The 14,240-nt window shown below is 48.6% G+C and carries 13 protein-coding genes; 10 read left to right on the plus strand and 3 right to left on the minus strand.

Annotation, left to right across the window (positions count from 1 at the left end; translation table 11 throughout):
- The first annotated feature begins 175 nt into the window (after window positions 1-175).
- From LCM29_RS12790 to LCM29_RS12805, 4 genes are all read left to right on the plus strand, one after another.
- Window positions 176-2,083, plus strand: coding sequence for a heavy metal translocating P-type ATPase (locus tag LCM29_RS12790; protein WP_224863252.1), 1,908 nt, complete (start codon window positions 176-178; stop codon window positions 2,081-2,083).
- A gap of 117 nt (window positions 2,084-2,200) precedes the next feature.
- Window positions 2,201-3,127 carry a carbohydrate kinase family protein gene (locus LCM29_RS12795; RefSeq protein ID WP_074033083.1) on the plus strand — a complete coding sequence of 309 codons (927 nt, stop codon included), beginning with the start codon at window positions 2,201-2,203 and terminating at the stop codon, window positions 3,125-3,127.
- A gap of 67 nt (window positions 3,128-3,194) precedes the next feature.
- Window positions 3,195-3,632 (plus strand): NUDIX domain-containing protein, encoded by a 438-nt coding sequence (locus tag LCM29_RS12800; protein ID WP_214822195.1) that lies wholly within the window; start codon window positions 3,195-3,197, stop codon window positions 3,630-3,632.
- A 65-nt stretch (window positions 3,633-3,697) separates the two neighbouring features.
- A complete protein-coding gene (locus tag LCM29_RS12805) occupies window positions 3,698-4,651 on the plus strand; it encodes a YihY/virulence factor BrkB family protein (protein ID WP_224863253.1) in 954 nt (317 codons plus the stop codon).
- Window positions 4,652-4,690: 39 nt separating this feature from the next.
- On the opposite strand, the gene LCM29_RS12810 is transcribed toward LCM29_RS12805, so the two are convergent.
- Both LCM29_RS12810 and LCM29_RS12815 read right to left on the minus strand, forming a co-directional pair.
- Window positions 4,691-5,224 (minus strand): beta-class carbonic anhydrase, encoded by a 534-nt coding sequence (locus tag LCM29_RS12810; RefSeq protein WP_074033130.1) that lies wholly within the window; start codon window positions 5,222-5,224, stop codon window positions 4,691-4,693.
- Window positions 5,225-5,261: 37 nt separating this feature from the next.
- The gene (locus tag LCM29_RS12815) at window positions 5,262-6,161 is read right to left on the minus strand and encodes a 1,4-dihydroxy-2-naphthoate polyprenyltransferase (protein WP_214696362.1); all 900 of its coding nucleotides are present in this window, start codon (window positions 6,159-6,161) and stop codon (window positions 5,262-5,264) included.
- 168 nt (window positions 6,162-6,329) lie between these two features.
- Between LCM29_RS12815 and LCM29_RS12820 the strand changes: the two genes are divergently transcribed.
- The 6 genes from LCM29_RS12820 to menC are packed head-to-tail and all read left to right on the plus strand — an operon-like array spanning window position 6,330 to window position 13,439.
- Window positions 6,330-7,697, plus strand: coding sequence for an isochorismate synthase MenF (locus LCM29_RS12820; RefSeq protein WP_214822188.1), 1,368 nt, complete (start codon window positions 6,330-6,332; stop codon window positions 7,695-7,697).
- 13 nt (window positions 7,698-7,710) lie between these two features.
- The gene (gene menD / locus LCM29_RS12825; RefSeq protein WP_224863254.1) at window positions 7,711-9,360 is read left to right on the plus strand and encodes a 2-succinyl-5-enolpyruvyl-6-hydroxy-3-cyclohexene-1-carboxylic-acid synthase; all 1,650 of its coding nucleotides are present in this window, start codon (window positions 7,711-7,713) and stop codon (window positions 9,358-9,360) included.
- Window positions 9,357-10,136 (plus strand): alpha/beta fold hydrolase, encoded by a 780-nt coding sequence (locus LCM29_RS12830; RefSeq protein ID WP_224863255.1) that lies wholly within the window; start codon window positions 9,357-9,359, stop codon window positions 10,134-10,136. Before menD ends, LCM29_RS12830 begins: the two co-directional genes overlap by 4 nt.
- Window position 10,137: 1 nt before the next feature.
- A complete protein-coding gene (menB, locus tag LCM29_RS12835) occupies window positions 10,138-10,962 on the plus strand; it encodes a 1,4-dihydroxy-2-naphthoyl-CoA synthase (protein WP_214696369.1) in 825 nt (274 codons plus the stop codon).
- Window positions 10,963-11,013: 51 nt separating this feature from the next.
- Window positions 11,014-12,372 (plus strand): o-succinylbenzoate--CoA ligase, encoded by a 1,359-nt coding sequence (gene menE, locus LCM29_RS12840; protein WP_214876484.1) that lies wholly within the window; start codon window positions 11,014-11,016, stop codon window positions 12,370-12,372.
- Window positions 12,369-13,439 carry an o-succinylbenzoate synthase gene (menC, locus tag LCM29_RS12845; RefSeq protein WP_214876486.1) on the plus strand — a complete coding sequence of 357 codons (1,071 nt, stop codon included), beginning with the start codon at window positions 12,369-12,371 and terminating at the stop codon, window positions 13,437-13,439. The genes menE and menC overlap by 4 nt, the downstream gene beginning before the upstream one ends.
- Window positions 13,440-13,476: 37 nt before the next feature.
- Here menC and map read toward each other — a convergent pair whose 3' ends face one another.
- Window positions 13,477-14,226 carry a type I methionyl aminopeptidase gene (gene map, locus LCM29_RS12850; RefSeq protein ID WP_224863256.1) on the minus strand — a complete coding sequence of 250 codons (750 nt, stop codon included), beginning with the start codon at window positions 14,224-14,226 and terminating at the stop codon, window positions 13,477-13,479.
- Between the last annotated feature and the right edge of the window lie 14 nt (window positions 14,227-14,240).

Below are 14,240 nucleotides of genomic sequence, written 5' to 3' on the forward strand. Positions count from 1 at the left end.
TATTTGTGAGTCACTGATGAGCGTGTTAGAATGAACCTAAATAATAATTATTATAAATAAAGGGATTGAGTCAATTAAAGACTAAAACCTTATATTAAGCCAATTGAAGATGATAATCATCATCAATCATTATCATTTAATCGAGATTTATTCTCAATTAGAAAGAAGGGATTCTATGAACGTCCAATCGGTTACACACGAAAAAAGCCACGTTTTCAAACGGGCTAGCTGGTACGAACATATCGAATTGATTATGGCGCTCATTAGCGGTGTATTGATTGTACTCGCTTATATCGCCGAAACACAAGAAGGAGCTCCTTGGATTCATGTCACGCTTTACTTATCTGCCTTTTTCATCGGAGGATATGCAAAAGCGAAAGAGGGAATCACGGACACGATTGAAACAAAGTCTTTGAACGTGGAACTACTCATGATTATCGCTGCCATCGGCGCCGCATCCATCGGCTATTGGATGGAAGGTGCGATTTTAATCTTTATTTTTGCTCTATCAGGTGCCCTCGAAACTTACACAATGAATAAAAATGAACGCGCACTTGAATCGTTGATGGAGCTACAACCTGAACAAGCAACTCGTTTAACCGATTCTGACGCACTTGAAGTTGTCCATATTGATGATTTGAAAGTTGGAGACCAGATTTATGTCCGTCCAGGCGAACGCATCCCTGTTGACGGGCGAATCATGAAAGGAAGCGCATCTGTCGAAGAAGCCGCCATCACAGGAGAGTCTGTCCCGGTTGACCGACAAGTCGGAGATGACGTGTTCGGCTCAAGCGTCAACTTAAACGGTGTCTTGACGATTGAAGTGACTAAGCTTGCGACCGAGACGTTGTTCCAAAAAATCATTCAAATGGTCCAGCAAGCGCAGGAAGAAAAGTCACCTTCTGCGCAGTTCATCGACCGCTACGAAGGGCGATATGTACAAGTTGTTCTTCTATCCGTCGCAGCCATCATCCTGCTCGGCCCCTTCTTCACGTCATGGTCTCTCGAAACGAGCATTTATCGCGGAATGATTTTACTTGTCGTCGCTTCCCCTTGTGCCCTTGTTGCCGCCATCACGCCTGCTGCCCTAGCAGCCATCGCCTCATCCGCGAAACACGGGATCCTGTTCAAAGGTGGTGCTCATATCGAGAACATGGGACGGTTGAAAGCGATCGCATTTGATAAAACCGGAACGCTCACGATCGGGAAACCAGTCGTCCAAGAAGCGCTTACCTCACCTGATTTACAGGAAATCGAGGTCAACCGAATCGTTAGTTTGATTGAAGAGCATTCGATGCATCCGCTCGCAGAGGCACTTGTCTCTTATACCGGAAAACATACCGGCGAGATGACGCACTTTAAAGACATCACCGGTTCTGGAATCGAGGCGACAATTGACGGGACGACATATCGCGTCGGTAAACAGAAGTTCGCTGACCGAAGTGGTGACTTCTTCAAAGAAGATGTGGAACGACTGAAAGAAGCCGGTCACACACTCGTGTTTATTAGTGATGACTCCCGTACAATCGGCGCCTATGCCCTACGAGACACATTGCGGTCCGAGGCTAAAGTAGCAATCAAGCGTCTGAATGACCTCGGAATCGCGACAATCATGATTACGGGAGATAATGAAGCGACTGCTCGTGCCATCGCAAATGAAGCTGGATTGACACGTTATATTGCCGAATGTTTACCAGAAGAAAAAGTTTCACAAATCAAAGCGTTACGTGAAGAGTACGGTTCAATTGGAATGATAGGCGACGGCATCAATGACGCACCTGCCCTTGCGACCGCTGATGTCGGAATCGCGATGGGTGAAGGAACCGATGCTGCTCTTGAAACAGCCGATGTCGTCTTGATGAAAAATGACCTCATGCGTTTGAGCGACGCCATTCGCCAATCACGCAAGCTGAACCGAATCGTCCTACAAAACGTCGTCTTTGCGCTCGGTGTCATTCTCGTCCTTATTGCCACAAACATTTTCGAACTGCTCATCATGCCGTTCGCGGTCGTCGGACACGAGGGTTCTACTATTCTGGTCATCTTGAATGGACTTCGTCTTCTCACCTCTTCATGGGAGTAACCGATTCGACAAAATCGAATCGATGATTGAAACGATATGTCGATTTCGTTATAATTGAAACAATGTGTCTAAATAGACTGAAACAGATCGAAAGATTGGCTAAAGGTGGTACATGATATGAATACGATTGCAGTCATCGGCAAAGTGTTTGTCGATATTAAAGGAACATCTTTCGCACCGCTTCATAAAGATGCGAAAAATGTCGGCGACATCACTTTCTCTAATGGCGGAACAGGTCGGAACGTTGCTCAAAACTTAGGTGTACTCGGTAATGACGTTCGCTTCGTCTCAACTGTCACGAACGACCAAATCGGGGTCGGCGTCCTCGAGGAGTTACGTGGTTTACAGGTCAATGTCGATGGTGTCGATATGCTCGACGATAACGGAATGGGAATGTGGCTCGCCGTCATGGATAACAATGGCGACCTCCAAACATCGATTTCGAAACAACCTGACGAAGCACGGATGGAAGAAGCGATTTTACGTCGAATCGACACAGTCTTTAAAGAGAGCGATGCGGTCGCAATCGACTTAGACTTGTCTGTTAACGTCTTAAACGAAACGATTGAACTTTGCCGTGAGATGGACTTGCCACTATACGGTGTGTGTGGCCACCTTTCTGTCATTGAACGGAACCGCCATTTACTTCAAGGCTTCACTGGATTCATCTGTAGCCGCGAAGAAGCGGAAATCTTGTCCGATATGTCAATCGTCACGGTGGATGACGCACTACGCGTCGCCGAAGTACTCGCCATGAAAGGTGCACCCCTCACAATCGTTACGATGAGTGAGCTCGGGGCTGTTTATGTCGACCTTCGTACGAATGAACAAGGTCACGTCCCGACAACGAAAGTAAAAGTGGCCGACTCTACTGGGGCCGGTGACTCATTCTTCTCCGCTGTCATCTCAGAACTGATGAAACAGCATCCAATCGAAGATGCGCTTCGTCTCGGGATGCGTGTCGCAGGAAAAGTCATCGCGTCACACGAGAACGGATTGACGCAAGACATGTATGATTCATTAGAACAACCTACGCAAAAATGAGTTGAACGCATCGGCGAATCGTCGATGCGTTTTGTGCAAAATTATAGGAATGAAAGGAACGATTTCAGTGGTTCGAACGAAATTAAGAAGTGCAATCATTCTCATGAATGACCAAGATGAAGTGGCTTTGATTCGCCGCGAAAAAGAGAACGTCTTGTATTATGTATTCCCTGGAGGCGGAGTAGAATATGGGCATACGACTGAAGAAACAGCCGTTCGTGAAGCGTTTGAAGAACTCGGCGTTCACGTCGAATTAGAAGGGGTTGCCGCCTATGTTGCCTTTAATAACGAGCTAAACCCTTACTATTGGGCGAAGATGACGGGTGGCGAATTCGGTACCGGGACGGGTGAAGAGTTCCAGGAAGAACAGACAAACGGATCCTATACCCCGATGTGGATTAAGCGATCGGCGTTACCCCATCTTCCGGTCCGTCCTCCATCGCTCGCTGAAAAGCTCGCCTCGCATGAGTCACGTTTTTACGATTTGACGTTATCTGAGGATTAATCATGTGTATCCTCGACTGAATTCGGGAAACATTTTTATATTGACCGAGTCAGGAGGGTTTTATGATGGCAATGACAGAAGTAAAGGAAAAAAAGAATTGGTTCGGGTTTGGCAAAGAGTTATTCCGTCGTTTTAAAGAGCATGATGTACAAGATTACGGGGCCACGCTCGCATTCTTTTGGTTTTTATCGATTTTCCCCGGCATCATCTTCATTTTGGCACTCTTATCATTTTTTGATGTCTCACAAGATTCATTCCAAAATCAATTGAACGATTTGGCTCCAGGATCCGCTGCTTCCGGATTCTTGACGGGTATCTTTGACGCAATCGGGGAGCCTCGAGGCGGTCTCTTATCACTCGGTGCGATTTTAGCCATTTGGTCTGCCGCAAAAGGTGTCGATCGACTCATCACGACTTCACTGCATGCGTATGGCGAGGACAACGAACGGAATTTCTTCGTCAAAAAAGGATTAGCGCTTGGTCTGACGATTTTACTCGGAATCGGGATGTTGCTCCTCATTCTTTCGAACGTGTTCGGATCGCAAATCATCTCGTTCGTCACCGAATATTTACCCGTCAACATTACCGGGGCAGAAGAGATGATGATTAATGTGTTCCGCTACGTCTTAACGACGGTCGTCTTGATTTTGACGCTTTCGATTTTTTATAAAGTTTCACCGCAGCAACATGTATTCTGGAAAAGTACGATTCCAGGAGCCATATTCGGTGTCATCGGTTGGCAGCTTGTATCTTTCGGGTTCAGTTTGTACGTCTCAAACTTCGGAAGTTACGACTCCACCTATGGCTCGCTCGGTGGAATCATCGTCACGTTGCTTTGGTTACAATTGACGGGAATGATTATCCTCATCGGGTCTGAAATTAACGCGACGTGGATGCGTTTCTTTAAAACGCCAAGTGAACAAGAATATGAACGTGACTTCAAGAAGAACAAAAAGAAAGCGAAACAAAAACAAGAAGAGGATGACTACGAAGACATCCCGACGAATACGTATGGCTAATACAAAAAGGAGCACGTTCGAGTTGAACGCGCTCCTTCCTTATGCCTCTACTGGGTCAAGACGTCCTGTCGCCGGGTCAATCACGAACCCGTGGACATTCGTGCCTGGTGGTAATAATGGATGATTGTTGATTAAGTTGATTGAATGAACGACATTCTCTTCGACCGAATCAAATCCATGTAGCCATTGCTCCAAATCCATCCCTGACGATTTCAACGTCTTCAACGTCTGAGGATCGATTCCTCGACGTTCCATCTCTTCAATCACGACAGACGGCTCGATTGCTGCCATTCCACAATCGTAATGACCGACCACGACAACTTCCTCCGCGCCTAGCGCATAAAGCGCGACTAAAATCGAACGCATGGCTGAACCAAATGGATGCGACAAGACAGCCCCCGCATTTTTGATGATTTTAGCGTCTCCGTTCTTAAGTCCTAGCGCTTGAGGTAACAATTCCGTCAGACGTGTATCCATACACGTCAAAATCACAATTTTCTTATCCGGAAATTTATCAGATACGAACGGCTCGTACTGTTTTTCCTCTACGAAACGTTTGTTAAATTCAAGCATTTCTTTTACGACTGACACGTTAACGCCTCCCCTTTTCTCACATCACAAATCTTGAAACAATGAGTCCGACGACCATCCATGCCCCGAACAACGTATTCACCTTCGCCGTCATCGCCATCGCAGGCATCAATTCGGCCGGTTCAGCCTTTTGCCAAAAGCGTTGAATCGCTCGAACCATGACCGGCACGGTGAATAGTGATAGCAAGACCCATGGTGTGACTCCATAATACACGACGGCAACGATGATGCCGACTAATGCGGCGATAAAGAATGCCGCGAGCACATATACGGCACGTCGATGACCGACTAGACACGCGATTGTTTTTCGCCCGTTCTCTTTATCGTTATCTAAGTCTCGAATATTGTTCGCAAGTAAGATTGCCCCAATCAACAAGGCCATCGGGAACGACACGAGCAACAATTCCGTCGTCACCGTATTGATTTGAATATAGCCAGCGATTCCAATGATGACATATCCCATGAAGAGACCGGCAACAATCTCACCGAACGGCGTATACGCAATCGGTAACGGGCCTCCCGTGTACAAGTATCCAACGAGCATGGATAACGCACCGACCCAAAGCAGGTGCCAACTCGTTGACGCTGCGATATAAAGTCCGAGTATCGCCGAGACAGCATACATGCCAAGGGCGATTGATAGGATTTGATTTGGCGTAAACCCGTCGCGCACGATGGACCCACCAATCCCGATCGATCCTTCATGGTCTAACCCTCGCTTATAGTCATAATACTCGTTAAATAAGTTCGTTGCGATTTGAATGAGGACTGACGCGACTAACATCGCAAGAAAGAGTCCCCACTTCAGTTCGGTTTGATCGAGGACGATGAACGTCCCGAGCAAGACCGGAATAAAGCTTGCTGTCAGGGTATGTGGGCGAATCATTCGCCAATATGCCCCTTTTGATTTCTGTTTCATTTCGTTCCCTCCCTTCGTTAGTTTACGTCTCGATGAAAAAATCTGTCAACGCTAGCCATCTCTCTCACGTTCCTTACAATTTCTCAAGCATTTCATAGGCAAGTGGATTGCGAACTCATGATACACTAAAGAGTGAGAATTCTATCGGATTGAGGAGGCTTTTCTTTCATGCCAGATACTCAAACACATATAAAACAACGAATCGAGCAAGCCCACAAACGGGCACGAGCTTGGCAACGACCTGTGCTCGCATCCTACACATGGGAAATTTCGGCGTTCGATGCGTTTCAAATCATCCAGAACACGGATACGTCCCACTATTACTTCATGACACCGGACCGCACACTTGAAATGCTCGGTTGCGGAGACGCGCTCGTCTTGAGTGCCTCTGGACCCGAACGATTTCAGCGACTCCAGTACGATTGGAGTCTTCATCGGCGAGATGTCGATGCGACCGTTCATGCGTTTGCTGGCTTTTCGTTCGATACGTTCATGCGTCCACAAAAGAGTATGTGGGATGCCTTCGGGGAGGCATCGCTCGTCGTTCCAAAATTTTTATACCGCCGTTATAAAGACCGACACACATTGACAGTCGCGACCCTTGTCTCTTCGAAACAATCGGTCGAACAGTATTTAATTCAATTAGCCGATCAATTGGCGCAATTCAGCTCACTACGCCCGGCCGAAGAATCAACACCGTCCTATTCGAAAGTAAAAGACGGTGTGGAACATTACAAATCAAGTTTTCAGCAAGCCAAGCAGTTGATCGAGGAAGAGCGAGTCGAAAAAATCGTCATCGCGCGAGAAGAAATTTATCAACGTTCCGATGACGCTTTCCCTTTCGCTAAGAGTTTGAAGCATTTGGCGGACCATCAAGAGTCGAGTTACATCTACTTATACCAACCTAAACGTGACATCGGCTTCTTCGGAGCGACACCTGAACGCTTGATTCAAAAAGAAGGGATGCGACTGAATACAGCTGCTATCGCCGGAACAATCAAGCGCCCTCAGACTGAAATTGAAAGCGACCTCGCGAAGGAACAATTGTTACACGATGCGAAAAATCGTGAAGAACATCAAATCGTCGTGAAAGATATTAAGCAAGCTTTGGCACCTTACACCGCACCGATTCACACGAGTGAGATACCGCAAATTCTTGCGAATCGATCGGTGTTCCACCTGCACACTCCGATCCAAGCGACACTCGAAACAAACGCTTCCTTGTTGTCGTTAGCGGAAGCACTCCATCCAACCCCAGCCCTCGGAGGCTCACCGAAGCGGACATCGGTCCGATTGCTTCGTGAAATCGAGCGGTTCGACCGCGGATGGTACGGTTCACCATTTGGCTGGGTCGACAACGAAGGGGATGGTGAGTTTGTCGTTGCCATCCGCTCAGCACTCGTCCAGCAACAGTTCGTCGCACTTTACGCAGGAGGCGGGATTGTCAAAGACTCGGTTCTCGAGCAAGAGCTTGAAGAAACCGAAATGAAAATGAGTCCAATCAAACAAGCTTTACAGTTTGATTCGCACGATTAAGGAGGCACCCTACATGAATAAGATGTTGACCGACTGGGTAGCATCCATGGTGAATCGACTTGTTGAATCCGGCGTGACCGACGTGGTCATTAGTCCAGGTTCTCGTTCGACCCCACTCGCGATGGCGGCTTATTTGCATCCGCAAATCCGCCATCACATCATCGTCGACGAGCGCTCCGCCGCATTTTATGCCCTCGGACTGACTCGCTCGACGGACACCATTCGTCCTGTCGCACTCATCTGTACGAGCGGGACGGCTGCGACAAATTACTACTCGGCAGTGACAGAGGCGTTTATTTCGCAATTGCCGCTCATCGTCTTGACTACCGATCGACCACATGAACTACGGAACGTCGGGGCACCACAAGCAATCAATCAAGTTCGATTATACGGTGAACAAGTAAAGACGAGTCTCGACTTACCCGTACCTGAAGAAGCAACGCTGTCGTTCATGCAGCAGACAGTCACCCGGTTCACGAACCTCGCCATGCAGTCACCCATGGGACCCGTTCACTTGAATGTCCCATTCCGGGAACCGTTGCTACCAGACCTTGAAGAGTTGAAGCTGATGCTGAGAGGTGAACCTGCTATACCGGAAAGACAGAGCGTTCGCCCGACAAATACCGACCGGGAAATCTTTTTGGAACGTACGAGTCAAAAGCAACTCGCATTCGTTGTCGGCCCTTACACACCAATGTTATGGCAAAAAGCCATTTACAAATCGGCGATCGAGCATCACATCCCGATTTTTGCCGATCCACTAAGCGGCATGCGTCGTTTCGACGGTGTCTTGACGAACTACGACACATGGCTCGCAAGTGAACATAAAGCCGACTGGTTACCGGATGTGTTCATTCGATTCGGTGCCGCGCCCGTTTCAAAACGGCTCAATCAGTGGATGACTGCGACGGAACTAGTTGTGATTGAAGAGCCGGGCTCTTATCGTGACCCAAGTAGCCGTGCGACCATCTGTTACGGAGACTCACTCGACTTTTTACCACTCATTGAATCAACGAATGATCCACGTTACGTTGAACGCCTACGTTTCTTCGAGGATGTCACGGAAACGGCGAAGCCTTCACTCCAGGGAGAAGCCGAATTGACGAAACGATTACTCGATACGTCAATCGAACGTCTTTTCGTCAGTAACAGTATGCCGATCCGTGATGTCGATACGACATTATCAGCCGGAAAGAGCGTGCAAGTTTTCGCCAACAGGGGCGCCAACGGAATTGACGGAGTTCTTTCGAGCGCACTCGGGAGCTGTTTTGACACGTCGCATGCTGCTTTGTTAATCGGTGATTTGGCATTCTATCATGACAGTAACGCTTTACAACTGTTGAAGCGACATCCCGGGAAGTTTTCAGTGGTGATTTCGAATAATAATGGTGGAGGAATCTTCTCCTTTTTACCGCAAGCGTCTGTCGATGCCCAGCTTTTTGAAGATTTGTTTGGGACACCGCTTGATTTGAATATTCGTGGATTTGCCGAGACTTACGGATTATCCTATCGTCTGATTGAGCAGCCACAGGAGATTCAAGAAGCGATTGAAGACGGCATCCATTTGATTGAGTTCCCATCGGATCGTGAGCAGAATGTAACAACTCACCGAGGATGGACGCAGTCTGTCTGCGCTCGTCTCATCACGGAGAACGAGGCATGACCATCTGTTTGAGAGATGTGGACTATGAAGTACGCATTAGAGGGGAAGGAAAACCGGTATTATTCTTACACGGGTTCACGGGAAATGCTCATTGGGTTGATTCGTTCCCCACCTTACCCGTTCGACTCGTGTCGCCTTCATTGTTGCAACACGGCACAACGGAACACCCTCCCGTCAATCGTTCGACGATGAGTCAACAAGTGAAGGACCTATCACGCCTACTCGATCTAGACGACCATCCTTGGACAGTCGTCGGTTATTCACTAGGTGGTCGAATCGGGCTGACACTCGCCGCGTGCGATCAGCGCGTCGAACATGTCATCGGAATCAGCACAACACCCGGGCTCCGCTCTTCTAGAGAGCGGACAGCTCGTCGACGTCAAGACGAAGAGCTTGCCCGATTCATCGAAACCGAAGGACTCGCCGCTTTCGTCAAGCGATGGGAGAACCTTCCGCTTTGGCGACAAACTGAAGAGATGAAACAATCACTCAGGAAGGACCGACTCGCACAACATCCCATCGCTCTTGCGAACAGTTTGCGGGCCATCGGTACAGGTCACATGCCGTCGCTGTGGGATGCACTCCAGCACCTCCCTCGCACCGACCTGATTGTCGGGGCAGAAGATTCTAAGTTCAAAGCGATTGCACGAGACATGCAGAAAGAACGGTCTGATATTAAAATCTACGAAATTTCAGATGCGGGGCATGCTCCTCATATCGAGAATGCACCAGAGTTTGGTACAATAATAAAGAAATTGATTTTAGGGGGTATTTAAAATGGAATCAGTAGCGAACTGGACATCGGTCCGTACGTATGAAGACATTAAATATGAAACATGGAATGGGATTGCTAAAATCACCATCAACCGTCCAGAGGTACGCAACGCGTTCCGTCCATTGACGGTCAATGAATTGATTGATGCATTCGCACGCGCACGCGACGATAAAGAAGTCGGCGTCATCATCTTGACGGGTGAAGGCGAAAAGGCATTCTGTTCAGGTGGAGACCAAAAAGTTCGTGGGCATGGCGGATACGTCGGGGAAGATGAAATCCCACGCTTGAACGTCCTCGACCTTCAACGCCTCATTCGAGTCATTCCAAAACCGGTCATTGCCATGGTCGCAGGTTTTGCAATCGGCGGAGGACATGTCCTTCATGTCGTATGTGACTTAACAATCGCAGCGGACAACGCTCGCTTCGGACAAACGGGTCCTAAAGTCGGTTCGTTCGATGCAGGATACGGCTCTGGTTACTTAGCACGCATCATCGGTCATAAGAAAGCTCGTGAAATCTGGTACCTTTGCCGCCAGTATGATGCACAAGAAGCACTCGAAATGGGACTCGTCAACACAGTCGTCCCTCTCGATCAACTCGAAGCAGAAACAGTCAAGTGGTGCCAAGAAATCTTACAACACTCACCAACTGCACTTCGCTTCTTGAAAGCAGCAATGAACGCGGACACAGACGGTCTTGCCGGACTTCAGCAACTCGCTGGAGATGCAACGCTTCTCTACTACACAACCGATGAAGCGAAAGAAGGACGAGATGCGTTCAAAGAAAAACGTGACCCTGACTTCGGTCAATTCCCACGTTTCCCTTAATTTTGTTGAGAGAGTAGCGATTCCGCTACTCTTTTTTTGGAGGTTACAGACATGTATGAATGGATTGATCAACATCCGGCATCACAGATTGCACTCGTGACACGTGACGAAAGACTGACGTGGGAAGCGTTACGTACCGAGAGCCTGCAACTTGCCCAATACATCCATGAACAGGCAGCAACTGCCGAAAAGATTGGCATATTCGCTAAAAACAGCAAAGACTATATCATCGCCATCCATGCGGTGCACCTGCTCGGCAAAGTACTCGTTCCAATCAACACACGATTGACCGAAGAGGAAGTGCGCACTCAGTTAAACACAGCAAGAGTCGATTTGCTTCTCGTCGATGACGAGGGCGATTTGCCGGTCACACAACTTTTAGTGACACGTCGGGCGCTTTCATGTTTCACTGCGACACATGAGTGGAAAGAAAATGACACCATGTCTCTCATGTTTACGTCCGGTACGACGGGGCGGGCCAAGGCTGTACAACAGACGTATGGGAATCATCTCGCAAGCGCACGTGCTGCCGAAGCGCATCTAGACTATCACCCATCCGACCGCATGCTTACGGTGACGCCACTCTTTCACATGAGCGGACTTTCTCAAGTGTATCGGAGTGCAATCATCGGTTCGACACTTTATGTCGAGCCACGCTTTGATGTCGACCGAACTCTTCATTTAATTGAAACTGAAGGCATTACCCAGTTGTCACTCGTCTCCATCATGCTACAGCGACTGCTTGATGCCGGGCTAGAAAAACACTGTCTTCGCACGTTGCTCGTCGGAGGTGGGCCGGTGCCTCGCCCGTTACTAGAAGAAGCAGAGCGACGACAGTTACCGGTCGCTCAAACATACGGTATGACCGAAACGTGTTCTCAAGTCGCCACGCTACTTCCAAGCGAAGCGCTCTCACATATCGGTTCGAGTGGTCGAGCCATCGCACCGACCGTGATCCGGATCAGTCAGGACGGGGAGATTGAGGTAAAAGGACCGACCGTGACAAGTGGGTACTTCGAGCAACCTGAATCAGATGCTTGGACACAAGACGGTTACTGGAAAACAGGTGATCTCGGAACGATGAAAGACGGGTATTTATATGTACACGATCGCCGAAGCGACCTCATTATTTCTGGTGGCGAAAACGTGTATCCTGCTGAAATCGAGGCTGCGATGTTACGATGTGCCGGTGTCCGAGACGTTGGGGTTACGAAACAAGCACACCCGACCTGGGGAGAAGTCCCGCTCGCCTTCGTCGTCGGATCATATGACCCGACGGAGATGCAGGAAATCCTCGATTCCCAGTTAGCCAAGTATAAACATCCGCTTGCGATTCATTACGTAGAGGACCTACCCCGAAACGCGAACGGAAAATTAATGCGTCATCGCTTAAAGGAGCTATTGCCATGATCAAACGTGCTGACCTTTCGATTGTCCCTTTAACATTTAAACACCCCATCGTAACGGCGCACGCCGTTTTGTCGGTGAGACGAACACTCATCCTTCGACTTGAAACCGTAGATGGTGTCGTCGGATATGGCGAAGGTGTCGCCTTTGAGACACCTTGGTACACGGAAGAAACGACCCAGTCCATGATTGATACATCAAAATTGATTCTTCATCTATTAAAGGGCATGACAGTCACGACGGACGTGTTTCCGACCCTCGTCTCATCGGTTATCGGTCAACGAATGGCGAAAGCGATGTGGGAAAGTGCATTATGGGAGATTGAAGCAGCACGCGCGAACATGTCACTTAAGTCGTATATGAAGGCCGGGGATACCGTCTCCTGCGGTAGAACGATTGGGATTGGGCTACTCCATCAGACGATGAACTCGATTGAAGCAGCGCTAGCTGATGGTTTCGAGCGAATCAAATTAAAAGCCTCCCCTAATGAATTACTCCCGGCACTACGCGAAATCCGAACCGTCTTCCCAGATGCCCCACTCATGATTGACTTAAACGGAAGCGCGTCCGATCAACCGATAGAATGGTTCGAACAAATCGACGCCCATCGGTTATTGATGATTGAACAACCGTATCCGAGCCGACAGTTCGTTAAATCGGCGACTCTTCAACAAAAACTCAAGACACCAATCTGCCTCGATGAGTCGATTACGTCTTACGACGATGTGGAGACGATGACGAAACTCGGCGCGGGTAAAATCGTCAATATTAAGCCTGCACGTGTCGGTGGTTTCAGTGAGGCGTTGCACATTCGGAAACACGGAACACCGTACTGGGTCGGTGGGATGTATGAATCCGGAATTGGAAGGTATCACACGCTTTTATTCGCTTCGCTCAGCGGCGCGAGCTTTCCGGCGGATATGTCGGGGACGAGCGCTTACTTCGAACAAGATTTGCTCGATACACCGCTTGAGGTGGAGAACGGGAAGTTGACGCTACCGGATTCGGTACAGCCAGACTGGGATGTAATTGAACAGCTACGCGAAGAAGTGATTTTCTTGCAAACATAAAGAAGGTGCGGTTCATCTGAACCACACCTTCTTTACATTAACGGAACGATCCCGTTAACACTTCATATCCATCTTCTGTGACGATGACCGTATGCTCGAACTGTGAGACGAGGCTCTTGTTCGGTGTGAAGAGTGTCCATCCGTCTTCTTCCGACTGATAGACGATTTCGTCTTTCGTCGAGATGAATGTTTCGACCGCAATCACTTGCCCAGCCTTTAAGAGCTGATTCTCTTCGCGACTGTAGTAGTTCGAAATCGTCTCCGGCTCCCCGTGCAACGTTCGACCGAGACCGTGTCCGGCTAAGTTACGGATGACCGTGAATCCATTCTTTCTCGCGTCGGCATAAATCGCTTTCCCGATCTGATTGACTTTCACGCCCGCTTTGACTTTGCTAAGACCCGCTTCGAGCGACGTCAACGACACTTCGACCAATCGTTCATGTTGAGGTGATTTTGCTTCCCCTGCAATGACCGTACGACCTGTATCGGCATAATAGCCATCCTTCACAGCCGAGACGTCAACGTTGACGATATCGCCTTCTTGAATGACCTCTTCCCCAGGAATACCATGGGCGGCGACGTCATTGAGTGAGATACATGTGTATCCTGGGAACTCATACATCGTAATCGGTGCAGAAGCCGCACCCTCTTCTTCTAAAATACGTTGCCCAATCGCATCCAATTCTTTTGTCGTCATGCCCGGTTTGACGGCTTTCGCCATCTCATCTCGTGCAAGTGCGACGATTCGACCGATTTCACGTAACGCATCGTAATCATAATCTAACATTATAACTCTTCCTT

This window comes from Exiguobacterium aestuarii, from assembly GCF_020171655.1.
GTDB lineage: Bacteria > Bacillota > Bacilli > Exiguobacteriales > Exiguobacteriaceae > Exiguobacterium > Exiguobacterium aestuarii_A.

Excerpts from the sequence above, each read along its gene's own strand:
- LCM29_RS12810 (WP_074033130.1), bottom strand. The coding sequence starts at position 5,224 with ATGCTTGAATTTAACAAACGTTTCGTAGAGGAAAAACAGTACGAGCCG.
- menE (WP_214876484.1), top strand. The coding sequence starts at position 11,014 with ATGTATGAATGGATTGATCAACATCCGGCATCACAGATTGCACTCGTG.
- menB (WP_214696369.1), top strand. The coding sequence starts at position 10,138 with ATGGAATCAGTAGCGAACTGGACATCGGTCCGTACGTATGAAGACATT.
- LCM29_RS12795 (WP_074033083.1), top strand. The coding sequence starts at position 2,201 with ATGAATACGATTGCAGTCATCGGCAAAGTGTTTGTCGATATTAAAGGA.
- menD (WP_224863254.1), top strand. The coding sequence starts at position 7,711 with ATGAATAAGATGTTGACCGACTGGGTAGCATCCATGGTGAATCGACTT.
- LCM29_RS12805 (WP_224863253.1), top strand. The coding sequence starts at position 3,698 with ATGGCAATGACAGAAGTAAAGGAAAAAAAGAATTGGTTCGGGTTTGGC.
- LCM29_RS12815 (WP_214696362.1), bottom strand. The coding sequence starts at position 6,161 with ATGAAACAGAAATCAAAAGGGGCATATTGGCGAATGATTCGCCCACAT.
- LCM29_RS12820 (WP_214822188.1), top strand. The coding sequence starts at position 6,330 with ATGCCAGATACTCAAACACATATAAAACAACGAATCGAGCAAGCCCAC.
- LCM29_RS12830 (WP_224863255.1), top strand. The coding sequence starts at position 9,357 with ATGACCATCTGTTTGAGAGATGTGGACTATGAAGTACGCATTAGAGGG.
- LCM29_RS12790 (WP_224863252.1), top strand. The coding sequence starts at position 176 with ATGAACGTCCAATCGGTTACACACGAAAAAAGCCACGTTTTCAAACGG.
- map (WP_224863256.1), bottom strand. The coding sequence starts at position 14,226 with ATGTTAGATTATGATTACGATGCGTTACGTGAAATCGGTCGAATCGTC.
- menC (WP_214876486.1), top strand. The coding sequence starts at position 12,369 with ATGATCAAACGTGCTGACCTTTCGATTGTCCCTTTAACATTTAAACAC.